This window comes from Erwinia psychrophila (assembly GCF_039023475.1).
GTDB lineage: Bacteria > Pseudomonadota > Gammaproteobacteria > Enterobacterales > Enterobacteriaceae > Erwinia.
The window spans coordinates 168693-191496 of record NZ_JBCHVB010000007.1 but is presented as its reverse complement, the minus strand read 5'-3'; the positions used below and the strand labels follow the sequence as shown (position 1 = coordinate 191496).

Annotated in this window: 20 protein-coding genes; 14 read left to right on the top strand and 6 right to left on the bottom strand. The window is 57.5% G+C overall.

Features of this window, described 5'->3' with window-relative positions:
* Positions 1 to 84: 84 nt before the first annotated feature.
* The 3 genes from AAH446_RS16690 to AAH446_RS16680 are packed head-to-tail and all read left to right on the top strand — an operon-like array spanning position 85 to position 1924.
* Positions 85 to 699, top strand: coding sequence for a methylthioribulose 1-phosphate dehydratase (locus AAH446_RS16690; protein ID WP_342907797.1), 615 nt, complete (start codon positions 85 to 87; stop codon positions 697 to 699).
* Positions 696 to 1385: an acireductone synthase gene (gene mtnC / locus AAH446_RS16685; protein ID WP_342907796.1), complete on the top strand. Its 690-nt coding sequence runs from the start codon at positions 696 to 698 to the stop codon at positions 1383 to 1385. Before AAH446_RS16690 ends, mtnC begins: the two co-directional genes overlap by 4 nt.
* Positions 1382 to 1924, top strand: a complete 543-nt coding sequence (locus AAH446_RS16680) for a 1,2-dihydroxy-3-keto-5-methylthiopentene dioxygenase (RefSeq protein ID WP_342907795.1) — start codon at positions 1382 to 1384, stop codon at positions 1922 to 1924. Before mtnC ends, AAH446_RS16680 begins: the two co-directional genes overlap by 4 nt.
* 166 nt (positions 1925 to 2090) lie before the next feature.
* Here the strand turns inward: AAH446_RS16680 and AAH446_RS16675 are convergent, their stop codons facing one another.
* Positions 2091 to 2399, bottom strand: coding sequence for a PTS lactose/cellobiose transporter subunit IIA (locus AAH446_RS16675; RefSeq protein WP_342907794.1), 309 nt, complete (start codon positions 2397 to 2399; stop codon positions 2091 to 2093).
* Between the two features lie 189 nt (positions 2400 to 2588).
* Here AAH446_RS16675 and AAH446_RS16670 point away from each other — a divergent pair, with 189 nt between their 5' ends.
* From AAH446_RS16670 to AAH446_RS16650, 5 genes are all read left to right on the top strand, one after another.
* On the top strand, positions 2589 to 3923 hold the full coding sequence (locus tag AAH446_RS16670; RefSeq protein ID WP_342907793.1) for a PTS sugar transporter subunit IIC: 1335 nt from the start codon (positions 2589 to 2591) through the stop codon (positions 3921 to 3923).
* 9 nt (positions 3924 to 3932) lie between these two features.
* On the top strand, positions 3933 to 5360 hold the full coding sequence (locus tag AAH446_RS16665) for a glycoside hydrolase family 1 protein (RefSeq protein WP_342907792.1): 1428 nt from the start codon (positions 3933 to 3935) through the stop codon (positions 5358 to 5360).
* Positions 5361 to 5369: 9 nt separating this feature from the next.
* The gene (locus tag AAH446_RS16660; protein WP_342907791.1) at positions 5370 to 5687 is read left to right on the top strand and encodes a PTS sugar transporter subunit IIB; all 318 of its coding nucleotides are present in this window, start codon (positions 5370 to 5372) and stop codon (positions 5685 to 5687) included.
* A 118-nt stretch (positions 5688 to 5805) separates the two neighbouring features.
* Entirely contained in the window at positions 5806 to 6579 is a 774-nt protein-coding gene (locus AAH446_RS16655) for an FCD domain-containing protein (protein WP_342907832.1), read from the top strand.
* A gap of 5 nt (positions 6580 to 6584) precedes the next feature.
* Positions 6585 to 7043, top strand: coding sequence for a GNAT family N-acetyltransferase (locus AAH446_RS16650; protein ID WP_342907831.1), 459 nt, complete (start codon positions 6585 to 6587; stop codon positions 7041 to 7043).
* Positions 7044 to 7112: 69 nt separating this feature from the next.
* Here the strand turns inward: AAH446_RS16650 and galR are convergent, their stop codons facing one another.
* Positions 7113 to 8114, bottom strand: coding sequence for an HTH-type transcriptional regulator GalR (galR, locus tag AAH446_RS16645; RefSeq protein ID WP_342907790.1), 1002 nt, complete (start codon positions 8112 to 8114; stop codon positions 7113 to 7115).
* A gap of 226 nt (positions 8115 to 8340) precedes the next feature.
* On the opposite strand from galR, the gene AAH446_RS16640 reads away from it, so the two are divergent.
* The 4 genes from AAH446_RS16640 (at position 8341) to lplT (ending at position 16108) form a co-directional block, all read left to right on the top strand.
* Positions 8341 to 10620, top strand: coding sequence for a molybdopterin guanine dinucleotide-containing S/N-oxide reductase (locus AAH446_RS16640; protein ID WP_342907789.1), 2280 nt, complete (start codon positions 8341 to 8343; stop codon positions 10618 to 10620).
* 266 nt (positions 10621 to 10886) lie between these two features.
* Positions 10887 to 12608 carry a penicillin-binding transpeptidase domain-containing protein gene (locus AAH446_RS16635; RefSeq protein ID WP_342907788.1) on the top strand — a complete coding sequence of 574 codons (1722 nt, stop codon included), beginning with the start codon at positions 10887 to 10889 and terminating at the stop codon, positions 12606 to 12608.
* A gap of 142 nt (positions 12609 to 12750) precedes the next feature.
* Positions 12751 to 14910, top strand: a complete 2160-nt coding sequence (gene aas, locus AAH446_RS16630; protein WP_342907787.1) for a bifunctional acyl-ACP--phospholipid O-acyltransferase/long-chain-fatty-acid--ACP ligase — start codon at positions 12751 to 12753, stop codon at positions 14908 to 14910.
* A complete protein-coding gene (gene lplT / locus AAH446_RS16625; RefSeq protein ID WP_342907786.1) occupies positions 14903 to 16108 on the top strand; it encodes a lysophospholipid transporter LplT in 1206 nt (401 codons plus the stop codon). The genes aas and lplT overlap by 8 nt, the downstream gene beginning before the upstream one ends.
* Positions 16109 to 16254: 146 nt before the next feature.
* On the opposite strand, the gene AAH446_RS16620 is transcribed toward lplT, so the two are convergent.
* The 4 genes from AAH446_RS16620 to mutH form a co-directional block, all read right to left on the bottom strand.
* Entirely contained in the window at positions 16255 to 17295 is a 1041-nt protein-coding gene (locus AAH446_RS16620) for an NADP(H)-dependent aldo-keto reductase (RefSeq protein ID WP_342907785.1), read from the bottom strand.
* Positions 17296 to 17488: 193 nt separating this feature from the next.
* Positions 17489 to 17704, bottom strand: a complete 216-nt coding sequence (locus tag AAH446_RS16615) for a YgdI/YgdR family lipoprotein (RefSeq protein ID WP_342907784.1) — start codon at positions 17702 to 17704, stop codon at positions 17489 to 17491.
* Between the two features lie 168 nt (positions 17705 to 17872).
* Positions 17873 to 18583: a TerC family protein gene (locus tag AAH446_RS16610; protein ID WP_342907783.1), complete on the bottom strand. Its 711-nt coding sequence runs from the start codon at positions 18581 to 18583 to the stop codon at positions 17873 to 17875.
* 58 nt (positions 18584 to 18641) lie between these two features.
* Positions 18642 to 19328 carry a DNA mismatch repair endonuclease MutH gene (mutH, locus tag AAH446_RS16605; protein WP_342907782.1) on the bottom strand — a complete coding sequence of 229 codons (687 nt, stop codon included), beginning with the start codon at positions 19326 to 19328 and terminating at the stop codon, positions 18642 to 18644.
* Between the two features lie 684 nt (positions 19329 to 20012).
* Between mutH and rppH the strand changes: the two genes are divergently transcribed.
* The gene (rppH, locus tag AAH446_RS16600; RefSeq protein WP_342907781.1) at positions 20013 to 20537 is read left to right on the top strand and encodes an RNA pyrophosphohydrolase; all 525 of its coding nucleotides are present in this window, start codon (positions 20013 to 20015) and stop codon (positions 20535 to 20537) included.
* A 12-nt stretch (positions 20538 to 20549) separates the two neighbouring features.
* On the top strand, positions 20550 to 22796 hold the full coding sequence (ptsP, locus tag AAH446_RS16595; RefSeq protein WP_342907830.1) for a phosphoenolpyruvate--protein phosphotransferase: 2247 nt from the start codon (positions 20550 to 20552) through the stop codon (positions 22794 to 22796).
* Positions 22797 to 22804 lie beyond the last annotated feature (8 nt).

Sequence of the window (22804 nt, the reverse complement as noted above, 5' to 3'; positions counted from 1 at the left end):
GATGCTACTATTTGGCAATCAAGACGCTTAGACGTCTAAATGCAGCTGCGGAGCCGGGTAACGCCGGTCACGATAAGGAACCTTATGGCCACAAGTTCACAGTTGGATCAGCTGGTAGCCGCCTGTCACTGGATTGGTGAGAAAGGCTGGGCGCCCGCCACCGGCGGCAATATGTCGGTACGCCAGGATGCGGCTTTCTGCCTGCTGAGCGAGTCCGGTAAAGATAAAGGCATCCTGACGCGCGATGATTTTATCCCGGTTGAGATTGCCAGCAACCGCGCGCCTTCGGGCCGCACACCTTCTGCGGAAACCGGGCTGCATACGCTGATTTATCGCCTCTTTCCCGACGCGGGCGCGGTGCTTCATACCCATACGGTTAACTCAACGGTGCTGTCGCGCATTGAGAAGGGCAGCGCGCTTGTTCTGCAAGGTTACGAAATGCAGAAAACGCTCGCCGGACAAAGCTCGCATCTTGAAGCTGTACCTGTTGCGCTCTTTGACAACGATCAGGATATTGAGGCGCTGGCAGAGCGGATTGCCCGTTTTGCAGAGCAGTCGCCGTTACGCTACGGTTTTCTGCTGCGCGGTCACGGGCTGACCTGCTGGGGCCGCGACGTGAACGAGGCCAGACGCCATCTTGAGGGGCTGGAATTTCTCTTCCAGTGTGAATTACAACGTCGTGTGCTGGAGGCCAGATGATCCGCGCGATAGTGACCGATATTGAAGGAACGACCAGCGATATTCGCTTCGTTCATAACGTGCTTTTTCCCTACGCCCGCGAAAATATGGCGGCGTTTGTGGCGGGCTTTCAGCATCGAGACGATGTGGCTGGCGCGCTGACCGATCTGCGCGATGAGATCGGTCAGCCAGAGGCCGGCGTTGAGGATCTGATTAGCGTGCTGTTCAGCTTTATGGATGAGGATCGTAAATCCACCGCGCTGAAGGCCATACAGGGCATGATCTGGCGCGATGGCTATCTGAGCGGGCGCTTTACCGGTCATCTCTATCCGGACGTGCTGCCCGCCTTACGGGCCTGGCGGCAGCAGGGCGTTGACCTCTATGTCTACTCTTCCGGCTCCGTCGCCGCGCAGAAGTTGCTGTTTGGCTACAGCGATGAAGGGGATATCACCGCGCTGTTCAGCGGCTATTTCGACACGCACGTAGGTGCAAAGCGTGAAACGGACGCCTACCGCGCTATCGCCGCAAAAACCGGGCTGCCACCCGACGCGCTGCTGTTTCTGTCCGATATCCGTCAGGAGCTGGATGCCGCACAGGAAGCGGGCTGGCACACCCTACAGCTGATACGTGGCGACGCGGACAGCGAAAGCCGCCATCAGCAGGTCAACCGTTTTGATCAGATCAACCTGGAGAGGTTTTCCCAATGAGCGCACTGACTATTTTTACCGACAGCGAAGCCACCACGCCGGTCTGGCAGAGTACCGACGCCGACGCGATCCGCCAGAAGCTGAATGCCAAAGCGGTGCGCTTTGAGCGCTGGGAGGCCGATCGCGATCTGGGGGCCGATCCCGCGCCTGAAAAAGTGATTGAAGCCTATCAGCACGCCATCGATCGGCTGGTGGCGGAAAAGGGCTATCAGAGCTGGGATGTGATCAGCATGCGCGCCGACAACCCTCAGAAGGAGACGCTGCGCACGAAGTTTCTTTCAGAGCATACGCACGGCGAAGATGAAGTGCGCTTTTTCGTGGAAGGCGCCGGGTTGTTTTGCCTCCATCTTGATGGCCACATTTATCAGATTCTCTGTGAAAAGAACGATCTGATCTCGGTGCCCGCCGGGACGCCACACTGGTTTGATATGGGATCGTCACCGCACTTTACGGCGATACGCATTTTCGACAATCAGGAAGGGTGGATTGCCAGGTTCACCGGCGATGCGATCGCGGATGCCTACCCGCGTCTTCCCTGAACCGGCAGATCGTATCAGCCTTAACGGGCTACGGGGCGCGGCGGCACCTTTATACTCTACCGCTCGCCCCCTGACTGTCCGCCGTTCAGCGCGTAACAAAGAGCGAGGGTTGTCAGCCTGATTTCGCAAACCCCGGGCAGTCCCTTTCCGTTGTAAGCATCCTGCCTTAGCTAAACATCTCTTTTCTCAGCAGGACGATCTCCTCAGCCAGATCCCGGCAGAGCATCGCGTTCATCAGATGATCCTGCGCATGCACCAGGATCAGCGTCACCGGCACGTTGCCACAGCCTTCATCCGCGCCGATCAGCCGGGTCTGAATATGATGCGCCCCCTTTGAGGCTTCGAGCGAGGCGGCGAGCGCGTCGTCAGCCTGCTGCCACTCCCGTTTGCGTGCGCACTGAATGGCGTTCATCGCATGGGAGCGTGCCTCGCCCGCATTAATCAACAGCTCCATCATCGTCTGCTCAAAATCCATCACCGCCTCCGTTTATTGGTATGCCAAATATCGTAAGTACATCATATCGGAATGCCAATATCCTCTTCTGCGAGTTTAATCACAGAAAATTAAGTGAGTTGGTTTACTTTTGGTATGCCAAGTGAACGGAAATTCGCCAGCGCTTAAAAAAACCGGGACGCCTGACCACTTACTTCTGAGGTATGACGCATGTCTTTACAGGATCGACTTATCGACTCTCTGGGAAGTTTTGCCACCAAATTCAACAGCTACCGTTACATCATGGCGATTAAGGCTTCCTTTATCACCCTGATGCCGGTAATCATCGTTGGCGCGTTCTCGGTGCTGATGTCCAACATGGTGCTGGACAGCAAAAACGGGCTGGCAAGCTTTCAGTCGCTGGCCTTTCTGGCCGAGCTGAAACCGATCACCACCAGCATCAACTACGCCACGCTGAGCTTTCTTAATATCGGGGCCGTCTTTCTGATCGGCATTGAGCTTGGCAAAATTAACGGCATTAAAACGCTTTTCCCGGGCCTGCTGGCGATCATCTGTTTTATCGCCGTCACGCCGACCACCCTGACAATGCTGGTTGAAGGGCAGATGCAGGTGGTCACTGACGTGCTGGCGAAACAGTTCTCGGATACCAAGAGCCTGTTTCTCGGCATGTTTATCGCCATTCTCTCCGTTGAGATTTACTGTCGCCTGGAAAATGTTGACCGGCTGAAAATCAAAATGCCGGATACGGTGCCGCCAAACGTGGCGGCCTCTTTCTCGGCCTTGATCCCGGCGATCATCACCGTCACCGCTATTGCAACATTCGGCTTTATCTTCCACCGCGTTAGCGGCATGTATCTCTACGACGCGGTTTATAAAGTCGTACAGGAGCCGCTGGAGTCGGTCGTGCAGAGCCTTTGGGGCATTCTGCTGCTGATGTTCGTTGCCCAGCTGTTCTGGGTTATTGGTATTCACGGTAACCAGATGGTGAAACCGATCCGCGAGCCGCTGCTGCTGGGGGCGATCCTCGTCAATATGAATGCGTTTGAGCAGGGCATTGAAGCGCCAAATATCATCACGATGCCGTTCTGGGACGTCTATATGAGCATCGGCGGCTCGGGACTGACTATCGGCCTGCTCAGCGCGGTCATGCTGGCAACCAAACGAAAAGAGATGCGGGAGATCGCCAAGCTTTCCTTTGGTCCCGGCCTGTTCAACATCAACGAGCCGGTCATCTTCGGGATGCCGATCATGCTTAATCCAATCCTGGCGATCCCGTTCATCATTACGCCGCTGATCACCGGTTCTATTGGCTACTTCGCCACGGTAATGGGATTTGCCGGCAAGGCCGTGGTAATGGTGCCCTGGACCACGCCACCGATTATCAATGCCTGGCTCTCTACCGCTGGCTCAATGGGCGCCGTAGTAACACAAATTATCTGCATACTGGTATCCATTCTGGTCTATCTGCCGTTTGTAAAAATTGCTGCGCGGCGGGCAGAAGCGGCGGAAGCAAAAGCGATGCAGCCCGAACTGGTTCAGAACTGAGGAGGAAGGATGAGCAAGCAGACCCTAACTATTCCTGATGATTTTATTCTGGGGGCGGCCGCATCGGCCTGGCAGACCGAAGGCTGGAGTGGGAAAAAAGCGGGGCAGGATTCCTGGCTGGATAGCTGGTACAAAAACGATCGCCATGTCTGGCATAACGGCTATGGTCCGGCGGTCGCCACGGATTTTATCAACCGCTATCAGGAAGACGTGGCGCTGATGAAGGCGTCTGGCCTGACGCATTTCCGCACCTCCATCAACTGGTCGCGCTTTCTGACCGACTATGAAAATGCTGTCGTGGATGAGGAGTACGCGGCTTACTACGACAAGCTGATCGATGAGTTGCAGGCGCAGGGGATTGAATTGATGCTCTGCCTGGAGCATTACGAATTGCCCGCCGCGCTGCTGGAACAGCATGGCGGCTGGGGATCAAAAAAGGTCGTGGAGCTGTATGTCCGCTACGCGGAAAAGGTGTTTGAGCGCTATGCCGGTAAAGTGACGCGCTGGTTTACCTTCAACGAACCCATAGTGGTACAGACCCGCGTTTATCTTGACGCGCTGCGCTGGCCTTACGAGCAAAACACCGACAAATGGATGCAGTGGAACCATCATAAAAACCTGGCGACGGCGAAGGTGATCAAGCTGTTTCGTGAAAAAGGCTACAGCGGTACGGTGGGCACCATTCTCAATCCGGAAGTGACTTACCCTCGCTCCAGCGCCCCGCATGATGTGACAGCCGCCAGGATTTACGATCTGTTTTTCAACCGCGTATTTCTCGACCCGGCGATCAAAGGAGAGTATCCCGCAGAGCTGATGGCGCTGCTGGCGAAACATCAAATTCAGTGGGATTACGATGACGAGGAGCTGGCGCTGATAGCCCGTCATCGCGTCGATGAAGTGGGCATTAACCTCTACTATCCGCACCGGGTGAAGGCGCCTTCGCGGGCCTGGAACCCGGAAACGCCATTTCATCCCGCCTTCTACTATGAGCCTTTTGAGCTGCCGGGCCGCAGGATGAATAAGTCCCGCGGCTGGGAAATCCAGCCCCGCATCATTTACGACATGGCGATGCGGTTAAAGAACGAGTACGACAATATCCCCTGGTTTGTGGCCGAAAACGGTATGGGCATTGAGGACGAAGCGCAGTTTAAAAATGAACAGGGTGAAATTCAGGACGACTACCGCATCGCCTTTATTGGGGAACACCTCCACCAGGCGCTGAAGGCGCGGGCGGACGGGGCGAACTGTCAGGGCTATATGCTCTGGGCGTTTACTGACAACGTTTCGCCGATGAATGCGTTTAAAAACCGCTACGGACTGATTGAGATCGAGCTGGAAAACCAGCGCCAGCGCCGGATGAAGAAGTCGGCGCACTGGTACCGGCAGCTTCGCGACACGCGCCAGCTGGTGATTAATATTGATGATGAAGAGAAATAGGGAGTCGCAATGAAACGTATCGTTCTGGCCTGCGCGGCAGGCATGTCCACCTCCATGGTGGTGACCCGGATGGAAAAAGAAGCGGCGGCGCGGGGCCTGGAGTATCAGATCTATGCCATTCCTGAACAAAACCTGCGTGACGAACTGCAAAGCTACGGCGCAGACGTCGCGGTTGTGCTGCTGGGACCGCAGGTGCGCTTCAAGCTGGATGAAAACCGTAAGCTCACCGACGGCTATCAAATCCCGATTGCGGTGATCGATACTCAAGCTTATGGCACTCTTAATGGCGCAAAAGTCCTCGATCAGGCGCTGGCTTTGGTAAACTAGCACCAGAAACTCGTCTGTGGCGGGCAGGAAAGCGTTCCGGCCCGCAGAAAAAAAGCCTGGCAACACGGCTCTGCGCGGCGGGATAGCGATTTTCGTCAATGAGTTAAGGGTGAATGAAGTGGAAAAGGGCGCGCCTGGACAGGAAAAAAAGCAGTATCAGGAAATTGGACAACATCTGCGCCAGCAAATTACCGACGGGAAGTATCCCGTCGGTTCGCGGTTGCCTCCTGAACGGCATATAGCCGAAACCTGGGGCGTTAGCCGCACCATCGTGCGTGAAGCGCTGCTGATGCTGGAGCTGGAGGGCACCGTCGATATTCGTCAGAGCTCCGGCGTCTACGTGATGCGTATTCCTTCCGAAAGCAGCGATGAAGAAGAGGCGTTCTTCCGCAGCGACGTGGGGCCTTTCGAAATGCTCCAGGCGCGTCAACTGCTGGAGAGCAATATCGCCGCCTTTGCCGCCAAAATGGCCACTAAAGCCGACATCGAAAACCTCAAACGAATTCTCGAGCAGGAACAGAAGGCGATCGCCGTTAACGATTGCAGCCAGGATAACGATAAGTTATTCCACCTGCTGCTGGCGGGGGCGACGCAGAATCAGATGCTGCTGGATACGGTGACCAGCATCTGGCGGCACCATGAAAACAATCCGCTGTGGCAGCAGCTCCGCAGCCATATTGAAACGCGCCCCTATCGCCTGAAATGGCTGGGCGATCATCAGACCATTCTTGCCGCGCTGCGCCGCCGGGACGTCATGGGTTCCTGGCAGGCGATGTGGCAGCATCTCGAAAATGTGAAAAATTCACTGCTGGAACTGTCGGATGCGGACGCGCCCGATTTTGACGGCTACCTGTTTGAATCCGTGCCTATTTTTCAGGGCAAGCTGGTGTGACGGCGCTGACCATCGTGCCGCTGGCTGAAGCGCTGGCGCACCGTGATCAGATTACGGAGTGGCTTTTCACGGCGTTTGGCAGCGGTAACAGCCGGGCGTTTTTTGCCAGCATCCTGCAAAGCAGCCTGAGTGGAAGCGATCTGCCCCTCACTTTCGTCGCCCTTGAGGGCGATCGCGCGGTGGGGACGGTGGGATTGTGGCGCTGCGATCTGATCAGCCGTCAGGATCTCTTCCCGTGGCTGGCCGCGCTTTATGTCGATGAGGGCTGCCGTGGGCGCGGGATAAGCGAAAAGCTCCAGCAGCGGGTAAGGGAAGAAAGCCGTCAGCGCGGCTATGCGGATCTCTATCTCTATTCCGCCTGTGCGGACTATTACGAACGCTTCGGCTGGCGCTATATCGGCGACGCGCTGGATTATCCCGACAGGGCGGTGCGGCTCTATCACCAGCCGCTGCGGGCCGGATAAGCCAGCCTGAGCGACGAAGCCCGCCGGGCGGGGGAGCACCCGGCCATGAGCCGCGCTGCGCTGTCCCGGTTAACCCGGCGAGCCGACGGAGTGCCGACGTACCAGCGTCGGGCTGAACATATTGGTAACTTCCGGCCGGGGCTGACTGTTTGCCAGCGCCAGCGCCAGTTCTGCTGCCTGCTGCGCCATAGTGACAATAGGATAACGCACCGTCGTCAGGCGAGGGCGCACATAGCGCGATACCAGCACATCATCAAAGCCAATCAGCGACATCTCTTCGGGCACCCGCACCGCGTTATCACTCAGCACCGCCAGCGCGCCCGCCGCCATCGAGTCGTTATAGCAGGCGACGGCGGTAAAGTTTTTCCCCCGTCCCAGCAGCTCGGTGATCGCCTGCTCGCCGCCGACTTCATCCGGTTCACCCAGCGCGACAAGACGATCGTTGCAGGGCAGATTATGCTCTTTCAGCGCATCGTAATAGCCCTGGAGACGATCCTCAGCATCGGAGATAGGATGGTTGGAGCTGATCCAGGCGATATTGGTATGCCCCTGCTGGATCAGATGGCGGGTCGCCAGCCAGGCGCCGTAGCGATCGTCAAGGGCGATACAGCGATCCTCAAAACCCGGCACCGTGCGGTTAAGCAGCACCATGCCGGGGATCTGCTTCATCAATCCAATCAGCTCGGCATCCGGGATCTTTTTGGCGTGGACGATCAGCGCGCCGCAGCGGTGACGGATCAATTGTTCAATCGCCTGGCGCTCTTTTTGCTCATTATGGTAACCGTTACCAATCAGCAGAAAATTTCCGGTTCCATAGGCCACTTCTTCCACCGCTTTGACCAGCGCGCCGAAAAAGGGATCGGAAACGTCACACACCACCAGCCCCATCGTTTCGGTCGACTGCTGGGCCAGGGCGCGCGCATTGGCGTTTGGATGATAGTGAAGCTCTTCCATCGCCTGGGTTACCGCCAGCCGTGACGCTTCGCTCGCCTTGGGAGAATGGTTGATCACGCGGGACACGGTGGCGACGGAAACGCCTGCAAGTCTGGCAACATCCTTAATGGTAGCCATAGGGTAAAGGGCCTTCCTGGGTAAGCGTTTACATTGCCTTAAGTGTTGCGGAATTTCCGGATGACTTCAAGCAGACAGAATGCCAGCGACGTCGCAAAGCTGGATAAATTCTCCCGCCGCCGGGGCGGAGCGTCGCAGATGATTGCCGGCGCGCCAGAGGACGCAAGGCCGGGAAAAAATGGTATTCTGACCTTCACGAAAAAGATAATGCCTGCCGGACTCGCTCATGACTGTAAAAAAAGTACCGCATCTCGCCCACTGGGGCGCCTTTAACGCCGTTGTGGAAGCGGGCAAACTGCTGCGCTGTGAACCCTTCTTTGCCGACCAGGATCCGTCGCCGATGCTGAATACCATTCCGGAACTGGTCTATTCCGATAAGCGTATTCGCCAGCCCATGGTGCGGCGCTCCTGGCTCAAATCGCGTGAAAAGAGCGACAGAACGCTGCGCGGGCGCGAAGATTTTGTCGAAGTGGACTGGGAGACGGCGCTGGATCTGGTGGCGGAAGAGAACCGGCGGGTACGCGATCGCTACGGCGCGGCAGGGATTTTTAACGGTTCCTACGGCTGGTCATCCGCCGGACGCGTCAATCATGCCCGCACGCTGGTGCGCCGTTTCTACTTTCAGGGCGGCGGCGGTATCGATCAGCAGGGCAACTACAGCTGGGGTGCGGCGCAGTTTTTCCTGCCTTATGTGATTGGTACCTATATGCCGCTGACCGGCCGCGTGACCGACTGGCCGCAGGTAATCGAACACTGTGACATCTTTGTCGCCTTTGGCGGGCTGGCGCTGAAAAATGGCCAGGTTGCCTCGGGAGGCGCGGGTCAGCACAGCCTGAAGCCGGCGCTGCTTCAGCTGGCGGCGAAGGGCACTAAAGTTATCAATATCAGCCCGATGCGCGATGACTGCCCTGAATTCGTCAATGCAGAATGGATCCCGATTCGCCCGAATACGGACGTGGCGCTGATGCTGGCGATCGGCTATGAAATTGAGCGCAATGGCGCGGTAGATCAGACCTTCCTGCAAACGCACTGCGTCGGTTATCCTCAGCTGCGTCGCTACCTGCTCGGCGTTGAGGACGGCACGCCAAAAACGCCGCAGTGGGCCAGTGAGATCACCGGTATTCCGGCATCGCGCATTGTTGAGCTGGCAAAACAGCTGGCGGGCAGACGCAGCTTTATCACCTGTTCCTATTCCGTCCAGCGTGCGCATCGTGGCGAGCAGCCTTACTGGATGATGATCGCGCTCTCCGCCATGCTGGGCCAGCCTGGCCTGCCGGGCGCCGGTTTCTCTTTCGGTCATGGCTCAATGAACAGCGTCGGAAACCCGCGTATTGAAGGCCCGGCGCCGCTGATGTCGACCGGCGTGAACCCGATTGCGGACCAGGCAATTCCCGTCGCCCGCATCAGCGATATGCTGCTTAATCCCGGCGCGCCGTACCGCTTCCAGGGCGAAACGCATCACTACCCCGATATCCACCTTATCCACTGGGCAGGCGGCAATCCTTTCCATCACCATCAGCAGCTTAACCGGCTGGTGGAAGGCTGGCAGCGCCCGGATACGGTTATTGTGCAGGACATTGTCTGGACGCCCGCCGCGAAGATGGCGGATATTGTGCTGCCGGTGACCACCTCGCTTGAGCGTAACGATATCGGCGGTTCCTCCCGCGATCGCTTTGTGCTGGCGATGCACCAGGCAATCAGGCCACAGCATCAGGCCCGCAACGATTTTGATATTTTTGCCGACCTGGCGGAACGCCTGGGCTACCGGGACACCTTTACCGAAAACCGTAATGAAGCGCAGTGGATCGAGCATCTTTACCAGCAGTGTGCCGCTGCGCATGAGCGTAAAGGTATGCACTGGCCGGCGTTCCAGAGCTTCTGGGAGCAGGGCTATGTGGAAGTGCCGGAAGGCGAAAAACCTTTTATCTTCATGGAAGAGTTCAGGCAGGACCCGGTAGCCCATCCGATTAACACCGCCAGCGGCAAAATCGAACTTTTCAGCGAGACGATTGCTGGCTATCAGCTTGATGATTTTGCACCACACCCGGAATGGCAGCCGCCGAAAGAGTGGCTGGGCGCGGAAATCAGCGACCGCTTCCCGCTGCATATGATCTCCATTCAACCCGCTGACCGGCTGCACAGCCAGATGGACGCCACGCCGTCGGTACAGGCCGCCAAAACGGCCGGTCATGAAACGCTGAGGATGCACTATGATGATGCCGCCCCGCGCGGAATCGCGGACGGTGATGTGATTGAAGTGACGAATGAGCGGGGCCGGATGCTGGCGGGCGTCAGGCTGACCGATGGCGTTACGCCCGGCGTCGTCCTGATCGCCACCGGTGCCTGGTTCGACCCGGGGTTTGGCCAGGCGTGGCAGCCTTATGACCGCGCCGGGAATCCCAACGTCCTGACGCTGGACATCGGCACCTCGTCGCTGACCCAGGGACCTAACGCCATGAGCTGCCTGGTTGAGATAGAAAAAGCGAAAGATTGCAAAACTGTTTAAGAATCACACGCCTGGTTACATTTTGCGGGTAACTGTTGCGAATCCTGGCTGGCGAAGCGGCACGTCGGATTGCTACAGTTTCAGTCCCAGAGGTATTGATGGGTGAACATCAAACAGTTTTCAGACTTTGTTTCACCAACCTGCGCAGATGCGCAGGTTTTTTTTATCCAGAATCACGATCTGATACAGAGTTCCGCTGTTCTCTCTGGCGCATTTTTTATATAACTCACCGCCTGTTACTCCGCTAACCACAGCAGAAAAAAATCATGTCGCGCTTAAAAAAATCAGGGGCAAAAGGTCAGGCCAGCTCGCCGTTCAATCCCGTCCGTTTTCGGGTGATGTGCCTGGGCGTGGTCGGCTGTATGCTGCTGCTACTGGGCTGGGTAGCCGATTTGCAGCTTATCAACCATCCGATGCTGGAAAAGGAGGCGGATCAGCGCTCGCTGCGCACCGTCACGCTGCCGACCAACCGGGGAACGCTGCTGGATCGCAACGGGGAAGCGCTGGCGCTGAGCGTGCCGTCGCGCGATATCATTGCCGATCCGAAGCGAGTACTGGAAGCTAACCCCGACTTTACCGACGCCAGATGGCTTTATCTTGCCAACGCCCTCGATCAACGTCCTGAACAAATCTCCGCGCAAATTAAAGCGAACCCACGGCGACGTTTCCTCTATCTTGGCCGCAAGATTGAGCTGGGCATCGCCAAGGATATCGCCAAACTTCACCTGGCCGGCATCAGCTCCCGCTACGACGACAGCCGTTTCTATCCGATGAGTGAAGCTACGGCACCGCTGCTGGGGATTGTCGGCGCGGATAATAAGGGGCTGAACGGGCTGGAAAAAGGATTTGATAAGGTGCTTCAGGGCACGCCGGGCGTGGAGAAATACCGTCAGGATGCCGACGGGCACATTATCGCTATGCTCAATTATGAGCCGCCACGTCAGGCCCCGACGATACAGCTCAGCATCGATAAATTTGATCAGTACACCCTCTATAGCGCGCTGCGCGACGGCGTGCTGCTGAACAAGGCAGATTCCGGCGCGGCGGTGATGATCAAAATAGACACCGGGGAGATCCTCGGTATGGCCTCTTATCCGTCGTTTAATCCGAATAACTTTGCTGATGTTTCGCCGAGCCAGATGCGCAACGTGGCGATCAACGACAGCTTTGAGCCCGGCTCCACCGTTAAACCGCTGGTGGTAATGGAAGGGCTGGCGCGCAAGCTGGTGCGGCCCGATTCGGTGCTGGATACCACGCCCTATCGCGTTAATGGCCATCTGATCCGCGATGTCGGACACTGGCCGCGCCTGACCATGACCGGCATCTTGCAGAAATCGAGCGATATCGGCGTCTCCCACATCGCGCTGGCCATGCCGGCGGAAGCGCTGGTGAACACCTACCATGCTTTCGGGCTGGGCAAGCCGACCGGGCTGGGGCTGACCGGCGAGAGCGTCGGCTACTTTCCGCTGCACCGCGAGCGCTGGGCCGATATTGAGCGGGCGACCTTCTCGTTTGGCTACGGGCTGCGCGTGACGCCGTTGCAGATTGCCCGCGAATACGCCACGCTGGGCTCCTTTGGCCTCTACCGTCCCCTTTCCATCACCAAAGTCACGCCGCCGGTGATAGGAAAACGCGTAGCCGACGAAGCGACGGTGCGCGCGGTCGTCCATATGATGGAAAGTGATGCGCTGCCCGGCGGCAGCGGGGTACGCGCCGCCGTGCCAGGCTACCGCATGGCGATTAAAACCGGTACGGCGGAGAAGATGGGTGATAGCGGCAAATATGACGGCGGCTATATTAACTACACCGCTGGCGTGGCACCCGCCAGTCATCCGGAGGTGGCGCTGGTGGTGGTGGTCAACCATCCTGGCGGCGATGACCACTTCGGCGGTACGGTCGCCGCGCCCATCTTTGGCAATATCATCGGTCCCGTCCTCAAACATATGAACATCGCTCCCGACGCGCTTTATGCCAGCCACAGCGGCTGATGCGTAAAGGCCGATTACAACCCGCCGTGCAGCAGCGCGGCGGCTGCTTCCTCCTTCCCTGCAAATATTCCCCTCTGAACGTTGAGTTGTACTGCCTTATCCGGCATGGTTATAGCCATCATTTTGCTGCTAAGGAGCTGGCATGCTTTTTTCTTTTTTACGGCTGGTTTTCAGGCTTTTTTACCGCACAGGACTGAAGGGCGATCTCTCCCCGCTGTCACGGGAAAAGGTGCTGATCGTCCCTAACCATATGTCTTTTCTTGACGGCGCGCTGATGGCGGCTTTTCTGCCGGTGAAGCCCACCTTTGCCATCTACGGCTCCATCAGCGATCGCTGGTACATGAAGCTGGTGCGCAAGGTCGTTAATATCGTCCCGCTTGACCCGGCCAGGCCAATGTCCGTTAAGCACCTGATCAGGGAAATTAATCAGGGACGGCCCGTGGTGATATTCCCGGAAGGACGCATTACCGTCACCGGCTCCTTAATGAAAATTTATGACGGGGCCGGATTTGTGGCTGCCAGAACCCAGGCGACCCTGGTGCCCGTGCGTATTGAAGGGGCGGAGTTCACGCCGTTTGGCCGCCTGGCGGGCATCTTCAAGCGCCGCCTCTTTCCCCGCATCAGCCTGACCGTGCTGCCCGCCACGCTGATCCCGATGCCGGAAGCGCCAAAAGCGCGCGAGCGCCGCAGGCTGGCCGGCGAGCATCTTCATCACATCATGATGGAAGCCCGCATGGCGGTGCGCCCGCGTGAAACGCTCTATGAAGCTTTTCTGGCTGCCCGCACGCGCTACGGCCTGTTCAAGCCCTGCATTGAAGATGTGAATTTTAAGCCGGACAGCTATACCGGCCTGCTGAAAAAGGCGCTCGGCGTGGGGCGGATTCTGGAACGCTACACCGCGCCGGGGGAATATATCGGCCTGCTGCTGCCTAACGCGACGGTATCCGCTGCTGCGATCCTCGGCGCCTCAATGCGGGGCCGCGTGCCGGCCATGCTTAACTATACTGCCGGTGTGAAAGGACTCAGCAGCGCGCTGAGTGCTTCAAAGGTGAAAACCGTATTCACCTCACGACAGTTTCTGGATAAGGGCAAGCTCTGGCATCTGCCGGAAGAAGTGACTCAGGTAACCTGGATCTACCTGGAGGATTTAAAAGACACCGTCACCACTCAGGATAAACTTTGGGTGCTGAGCCGCCTGCTGCTGCCACGGCTGGCGGCGGTAGAGCAGCAGCCTGAAGATGCCGCGATGGTGCTTTTCACCTCGGGTTCAGAAGGGCATCCGAAAGGGGTTGTCCATTCGCACAAAAGCCTGCTGGCGAACGTTGAACAGATCCGCACCGTAGCGGATTTTACCCCGCGCGATCGCTTTATGTCAGCGCTGCCGCTGTTTCATGCCTTCGGCCTGACGGTGGGGCTGTTCACGCCGCTGATGACCGGCGCGCAGGTTTTCCTCTATCCCAGCCCGCTGCATTACCGCGTCGTGCCGGAACTGGTCTATGACCGTAACTGTACCGTGCTCTTTGGAACCTCCACCTTCCTGGGTAACTATGCCCGCTTCGCCAATCCTTATGATTTCGCCCGCCTGCGCTACGTGGTCGCCGGGGCGGAAAAGCTTCAGGAAGGTACGCGTCAGACCTGGATGGATAAATTCGGCATCCGCATTCTGGAGGGCTACGGCGTCACGGAGTGCGCGCCCGTGGTGGCGATTAACGTGCCGATGGCGGCCAGAAACCATACCGTCGGGCGCATCCTGCCAGGTATGGATTCCCGTCTGATTTCGGTGCCGGGCATTGAGCAGGGCGGGCTGCTTCAGCTGCGGGGGCCCAATATCATGAAGGGCTACCTGCGCGTTGAGAACCCCGGCGTGCTGGAAACGCCCCAGGCGGATAACGGCGAAGGCCAGATGGAGCCGGGCTGGTACGATACCGGTGATATTGTCAGCTTTGATGAGCAGGGCTTTTGTAAGATCGAGGGGCGCGTAAAACGCTTCGCCAAAATCGCCGGAGAGATGGTGTCGCTGGAAACGGTTGAACAGCTGGCCCTCACCGCCTCCGGTGAAAAACAGCACGCCGCCTCAATGCGGCCCGACGGCAACCGTGGCGAGGCGCTGGTGCTCTTCACCACCGATAGCGAGCTGACCAGAGAACAGCTTCTGCGCGCCGCACGCGAGCTGGGTGCGCCGGAACTGGCGGTGCCGCGCGACATCCGCGTCTTGCAGCAGCTTCCCCTGCTTGGCAGCGGCAAGCCTGATTTTGTCACCCTGCGCAGCATGGCGGAGCAGCCGGAGCAAACCGATGCGTGACACCTCCGATAACGGGCTTTTTTCCCGGGGAATGCTGGCGGTTATTGCCGCGCAGTTTCTCTCGGCGTTTGGGGATAATGCCCTGCTTTTTGCCACGCTGGCGGTGCTGAAGCAGCAGGTCTATCCCGACTGGAGCCAGCCGGTTTTGCAGATGGTGTTTGTGGCCACTTACATCATTCTGGCACCCTTCGTGGGCCAGGTGGCGGACAGCTTTGCCAAAGGGCGGGTGATGATGTTTGCCAACGGCCTGAAGCTATTGGGCGCGCTGACCATCTGCTTCGGTTTTGATCCCTTTATTGGCTACGGCCTGGTCGGCATCGGGGCGGCGGCTTATTCGCCGGCAAAATATGGCATCCTGGGCGAAATCACCAACGGCGACACGCTGGTGAAGGCAAACGGGCTGATGGAGTCCTCCACCATTGCGGCGATTCTGCTGGGCTCCATCGCTGGCGGCGTTCTGGCGGACTGGCATCTGCTGGGCGCGCTGATTGCCTGCGTGGTGGCTTACGGTCTGGCGGTGGCGGCCAATATGCTGATACCAGTGCTGACGGCCGCCAGGCCGGGTCAGCCGTGGCACCCCTACAGGATGTCCCTCAGCTTTTTCCGCGCCTGTCGCACGCTCTGGCGGGATGGCGAAACACGCTTTTCGCTGGTCGGGACCAGCCTCTTCTGGGGCGCGGGGGTTACGCTGCGCTTTCTGCTGGTGCTGTGGGTGCCGGTGGCGCTCGGCATTACCGATAATAAAACGCCCACTTTGCTGAATGCGATGGTGGCGATTGGCATCGTGGTGGGCGCGATAGCGGCGGCGAAGCTGGTCACGCTGAAAACGGTAGGGCGCTGTATGCCTGCCGGCGTATTAATCGGCGTGGCGGTTATCGCTTTTTCATTACAACATACCAGCGCAGGCGCGTACGCGTTGCTCATCGTCATCGGTATGCTGGGCGGGTTTTTTGTGGTGCCGCTCAACGCGCTGCTGCAAATGCGCGGCAAGGAGAGCGTGGGGGCCGGAAACGCGATAGCGGTGCAAAATCTGGGTGAAAACGGTGCCATGCTGTTGATGCTCGGCTGCTACTCGCTGGCGGTGAAACTTGGCGCGCCGCCGGTGGCGACAGGCGTCGGTTTCGGGGCGCTGTTTGCGCTGGCTATTGCCGTGCTCTGGGGCTGGCAGCTGGCGCAAAAGCGTAGCAAAAGGATCTGAGAGTTAGCGTTTCCGGGGAAAACATCGTGGATTCCCTCCTGCATTAAGGCGTAAATCTTAACCGCAATCCCCGCGCCGCAGGCGGCGCGGGAGGCTTTATCTGCCCCGGACGTCAGGCATCCGGTTGACAGGCTGCTGCCGGCGCCTCAGGGGGCCGGGAACGGGTAGCGCTGGTGAATCGCCTCCAGTTCCTGCATCACTTCGTTCTCCAGCGTCAGATTGTAGCTGTCGATATTGCTTTGCAGCTGCGCCAGCGTGGTGGCCCCCAGCAGAGTGCTTGCCACAAACGGCTGCTGGCGAACAAAAGCGAGCGCCATTTGTGCCGGATCCATGCCGTGCTTCTGTGCCAGCGCCACGTATTCGGCGGTCGCCAGCTGCGCCTGCTCACCGCTGTAGCGGGTAAAGCGGCTGAACAGCGTATTGCGGGCGCCTTCGGGTTTCGCCCCGTTCAGATATTTACCGCTCAGCGTACCGAAAGCCAGGCAGGAGTAGGCCAGTAGCTCCACGCCTTCGTGCTGGCTGATTTCCGCCAGCCCGACTTCAAAGGTGCGGTTCAGCAGGCTGTAGGGGTTCTGAATGCTGACCATGCGTGGAAGTTCATGCTTTTCCGCCAGCTGCAGATAGCGCATCACGCCCCACGGCGTTTCGTTCGAGACGCCAATGTAGCGAATTTTCCCGGCACGAACCTGTTCGTTCAGCGCTTCAAGCGTTTCCAGCAGGGTAACCGTGCTGGTGGCGTCACTATATTCGTAGTTCAGCTTGCCGAAATAGTTGGCCGGGCGCTGCGGCCAGTGCAGCTGATAAAGGTCCAGATAGTCCGTGTTCAGCCGCTTCAGGCTGGCATCCAGCGCTTCACGAATGTTTTTGCGATCCAGCGCCTGATGAGGACGAATGGCGGCGTCGCTGCCCCGGCTCGGACCGGAAACTTTAGAGGCGAGCACGATTTTATCGCGGTTGCCGCGGGCCTTCAGCCAGCTGCCAACGTATTGTTCGGTTAATCCCTGGGTTTCCGGGCGCGGCGGCACCGGATACATTTCTGCGACATCAATCAGGTTAATGCCGGAACGAACGGCCAGATCTAACTGCGCGTGAGCGTCGGCTTCGCTGTTCTGCTCACCAAAGGTCATGGTGCCCAGCCCCAGTTGGCTGACTTCCAGTGTGCTGTGGGGGATACGATGATAGTGCATTTGCCGGCTTCCTTTTTTCATTATTAAAGGTAGAACCTGAGCATCGCGTATGGCCTGTATGCCGTCATATCGCGGCTCGCGCTCAGGTCCGGCTATCGACTATAACCGCCGGGCGCAGCAGGGGGAAGGGGGGATTTATCGGGAAGTGTGCGCTTCGCCACCTGAAGAACAAGGGCAGGTGGCGTAATACAACTTAGCGCTCAACGATGGAGGAAATTTCATCACCGTTGATTTGCAGCTCGTGTCCCGATCCGTCGGTGTATTTGACCAGGCCGGTCTCTTCATCAATTTCAGGCTTGCCCTGCGTCATGATCATTTTACCTTCCCTGGTGGCCATGACGTAATCGCTGCTGCACCCGCTGACCAGCATCGTCAGTATCAGTGCCGCTGCGCCAAACACATATCTCATTCTCTGCTCCCGAAGATTGTTGATCCAATGCGCTATTAATAACGTATTTGCGCCGCGGAAGTAACCTCATAACTCTGAAAACAGGCCTCAAGCACGCCACGCCATTGACTTTTTTCGTAAAGTGATATTACAGAGCGGGGCTGGACGGATACTCCGGCCAGCCTCTGTTCAGAGAGTACGCTTTTTTCCGCGCATAAGGTTGAGACATTCCACCGACATTGAAAAAAACATGGCGAAATAAATATAGCCTTTTGGCACATGTACATGGAAGCCGTCGAGGATCAGCGTAAAGCCCACCAGAATCAGGAAGGAGAGCGCCAGCATCTTAACGGTCGGGTGACGTTCAACGAACTCGCCAATAGTGCGGGCGGCAAACATCATGATCATAACGGCAATCACCACGGCCGCCATCATAATAATCAGATGATCGGAGAGGCCAACGGCGGTGATAACAGAATCCAGGCTGAAGATAATATCCAGCAGCATAATCTGCACAATAGCGCCGATAAATGAGTGAACGTGAGTTTTCTCCTGCTCCTCTTCGCCTTCAATGGTTCCATGGATCTCTTTACTGGATTTCCACAGTAGGAATAAGCCGCCCAGTAATAAAATCAGGTCGCGGACGGAAAAGCGGTGATCCAGCAGCGTGAATAACGGTTCGGTCAGCTGGATGACCCACGCAATCGATGCCAGCAGCCCAAGGCGTACCAGCATCGCGCCGCACAGACCGAGACGACGGGCGGCGTTCTGTTGAGCTGCGGGGAGTTTGGCTACCACCAGAGAAAGGAAAATAATATTATCAATACCGAGGACGATCTCCAGAATCGTCAGCGTTCCCAGCGCCAGCCAGGCATTGGGATCTGCAATCCAGTCAAACATATAGATCCTGTATCCTGAAAAAAAGAAAAGTATAACCCGCCGTTAATCAGCGCAGGGCTTACAGCAGAAAATGGCGCGCCAGCAGCGGGCCGGTAAACGTCTTCTTGAGGTAAAAACCGCGTGGCAGCGTCATAACCGGCTGGCCGTCTTTGCCTATACCTTCGGTCAGCGCACGACTGTTGGCGGCTTTAGGACGTATTTGCAGCACTTCGCCATGACGGGCGGTGATCTGGTCGACCTGGCCCAGCACAATCATATCCATCAGCTCTTCCCAGTCCCGGCGCAGCAGGCTCTCTTCTTCTGCATCGGGACTCCAGAGCAGCGGCGCGCCAACCCGGCGCTGAGCCAGCGGGATTTGCCTCTCTCCCTCCACCGGCACCCAGAGGACGCGCGCCAGCTTGTGGCGTACATGGCTGGTTTCCCAGACAACCCCGCTGTTGCCGGTCAGCGGAGCAACGCAGACGAAGGTGGTTTCCAGCGGGCGGCCCTGCGCATCAATCGGGATCGTTTTCAGCTCAACCCCGATCTCGGCAAAATCCTGTTCCGGCTTGCTGCCTGCGCTGGCGCCCAGGTAGAGTTCAAGCATCATGCCTACCCACCCTTTATCCCGCTTCAAATCTTTTGGGATGGGAAGATGGGCACGCAGCGCGAGTTCCCCCAGCGTATAGCCTGCAAGCTGGCTGGCCCGCTCAAGCAGCCGGGCCTCGTTTTCCGGTGGCGGCACCGGCAGAAAAGCCTGGATCATATTTTTACCCACACTGTACAAAAAATAACCACACTTATTTCCCCCGTCTGTCAGAAGAGAGCTGACGGGAACAAAGGGCAATAATAGCATGATAAATCATGCGTTTTTTTGCCGATCTCGCCAGAGGCTCTCAGCGCGTTTCAGGTTATGCCCGGTTAGACACCGACAATGAACAGGATCTTACACCCTGTTATCCACAGAAAAATGGGATAACTGCTTTTCAGACTGAACACTGTTTCGATTTACAGCCTTGACGGCACGACTTTTCTCGCTTTTTCACCCTTAAGTGCACAAGGAAGCGGCATATGCTGTGGATAAATCGTCGGGTGGTGGATCTTTCGCCACCTGCGGATCTGGCAGTTATGACAGCAGAATGAACGCGTAATAAATTCGCGGGATAACCAAATAATTTCTATAATTTATAATTAGTTAAATAAAAACCTGGCCGGTCGGGATTGAGGCGTTAAGAAAGTTTTCCCCATCTGTTAACCGGGTTCTGCACAAAGCTATCCACAGAAAACGTGAATAAGATCGGCAAACTTGGCCCTCTTCTGTTTATAACTTTGACTTTTGAGCTAAGTTATCCCGTAACAGAGGAGAAGTAAGGGCACAAACCAGTGGTTTACCGCCTGTAAGGAGTGTGAAACAATCAGAACATCCGAGTTTTTAGTTTGAGGTAGTCCAGTGATCGATGATGATGGCTACCGCCCGAATGTTGGTATCGTAATTTGTAACAGGCAGGGACAGGTATTGTGGGCCAGACGTTTTGGTCAGCACTCCTGGCAGTTCCCGCAGGGAGGCATCAATCCCGGGGAAACGGCGGAACAGGCGATGTACCGCGAACTCTTTGAGGAAGTGGGGTTGCACCGCAAGGACGTCCGCATTCTTGCCTCTACCCGAAACTGGTTACGATATAAATTGCCAAAACGTTTGGTGCGTTGGGACACAAAGCCGGTCTGTATCGGCCAGAAACAGAAGTGGTTTCTTCTGCAGTTAATGTGCAATGACGCGGATATCAATATGCAAACCAGCAGCACCCCAGAGTTCGACGGGTGGCGCTGGGTGAGCTTCTGGTATCCGGTGCGCCAGGTGGTTTCCTTTAAACGGGACGTCTACCGCCGGGTGATGAAGGAGTTTGCCAGCGTGGTAATGCCGCTACAGGAGAATACCGTACAGCGAAATGCCCCCTGGCGCCGGAAGCGAGGTTAAGCCATATAGATGATGCTGACACAGCTGCGCGAAATAGTTGAGAAAGTGGCCGGCGCCCCCCGGCTTACCGAAGCGCTCGATATCCTGGTGAATGAAATTTGCCTTGCGATGGATACCGAAGTCTGTTCGGTCTACCTTGCCGATCACGATCGCCGCTGCTATTACCTGATGGCGACACGCGGGCTGAAAAAGCCGCGTGGACGCACCGTTGCGCTGGCCTTTGACGAAGGGATCGTCGGGCTGGTGGGACGGCTGGCCGAGCCGATCAACCTGGCGGATGCGCAGAGTCATCCCAGCTTCAAATATATTCCCTCCGTGAAAGAAGAGCGTTTCCGCTCGTTTCTCGGCGTGCCGATCATCAGCCGTCGCCAGCTGCTTGGCGTGCTGGTCGTGCAGCAGCGCGAGCACCGGCAGTTTGATGAAAGTGAAGAATCTTTCCTGGTCACGCTCGCCACCCAGATGGCGGCTATTCTCTCCCAGTCGCAGCTCAACGCGCTGTTCGGGCAATACCGGCAAACGCGCGTCAGGGCGATTGCCGCAGCCCCCGGCGTGGCGGTGGCGCCCGGCTGGGTAGATATCACCCAGCCTTCGCTCGATAATATTTTTGCCGCTTCCACGCTGGATACCCACCGCGAACGTGAACGCCTCTCGCTGGCGATGGATGAAGCCTCCAGCGAGTTTCGCCGCTACAGCAAGCGCTTCACCGCCAGCGTGCATAAAGAGAGCGCGGCGATCTTTGACCTCTATTCACACCTTCTCAGCGACGCCCGGCTGAAAAAAGATCTCTACGCGGAGATTGACGCCGGATCGGTAGCCGAGTGGGCGGTGAAGAAAGTCATTGAGAAATTTGCCGCCCAGTTTGCCAGCCTGCAGGACAGCTATCTGCGCGAACGCGCGGGTGATTTGCGCGTGCTGGGGCAGCGGCTGGTTTTCCACCTTGATGACACCATCCAGGGCACCAACACCTGGCCGGAACGCTTCGTGCTGGTGGCGGATGAGCTGACGGCCACGACGCTGGCCGAGCTGCCGCACGATCGCCTCGCCGGTGTGGTGGTCAGAGACGGTGCCTCTAACTCCCATGCGGCTATTATGGTCAGGGCGATGGGCATCCCCACCGTCATGGGCGCGGACATTCAGCCCGAACTGCTGAACGGCCATCTGCTGATCGTTGACGGCTACCGCGGCGAGCTGCTGGTCGACCCTGAGCCCGTTCTGGTGCAGGAATATCAGCGGCTGATCAGCGAAGAGAATGAGCTGAGCAAGCTGGCTGAAGACGTGGTGGATCGTCCGGCGCGGCTGAGCAGCGGCCAGCCAGTGAAGGTGATGCTTAACGCCGGTCTTAGCGCGGAACATGAAAAAACGCTGGGAAGCCGAGTGGATGGGGTCGGGCTTTACCGCACGGAAATTCCCTTCATGTTGCAGAACGGCTTCCCTTCAGAAGAGGAGCAGGTCGCCCAGTATCAGGGGATGCTACAGCTGTTTCTGGATAAGCCGGTCACGCTGCGCACGCTGGATATCGGCGCCGATAAGCAGCTTCCCTATATGCCCATCAGTGAAGAGAACCCCTGCCTTGGCTGGCGCGGAATCCGCCTGACGCTGGATCAGCCAGAGATATTTATGGTTCAGCTCAGGGCGATGCTTCGCGCCAACGTTGCCAGTAATAACCTCAGCATTCTGCTGCCGATGATCACCGGGATTGAGGAGATCGATGAAGCTAAACGGCTGATCGATCGCGCCGCGCTTGAGGTTGAGGAGATGCTGGGATATGCCATACCCAGACCGCGCATCGGCGTGATGATCGAAGTGCCGTCGATGATCTTTATGATGGGCCATCTGGCGCAGCGGGTCGATTTTATCTCCGTCGGCACCAACGATCTGACCCAGTATCTGCTCGCGGTCGATCGCAACAACACGCGGGTGGCCAGCCTCTATGACAGCCTGCATCCTTCGGTGCTGCGCGCGCTGCAAATGATTGCGCAGGAAGCGGAGCGGGCAGGCGTTGAGCTCTGCCTCTGCGGCGAAATGGCGGGCGACCCGATGTGCGTGCCGCTGCTTATTGGCCTGGGCTTCCATCATCTCAGCATGAACGGACGTAACGTGGCGAGAGTGAAGTATCTGCTCAATCACCTCGATTATGAAGCAGCGCAAAAGCTGGCGGAGCAGAGCCTTGAGGCTGAACTGGCCGTGGAAGTCCGGCAACGGGTGGCGCTCTTTATGGAGCAGCGCGGGCTCGGCGGCCTGATCCGCGGCGGCCGCTAAGCCTCTTA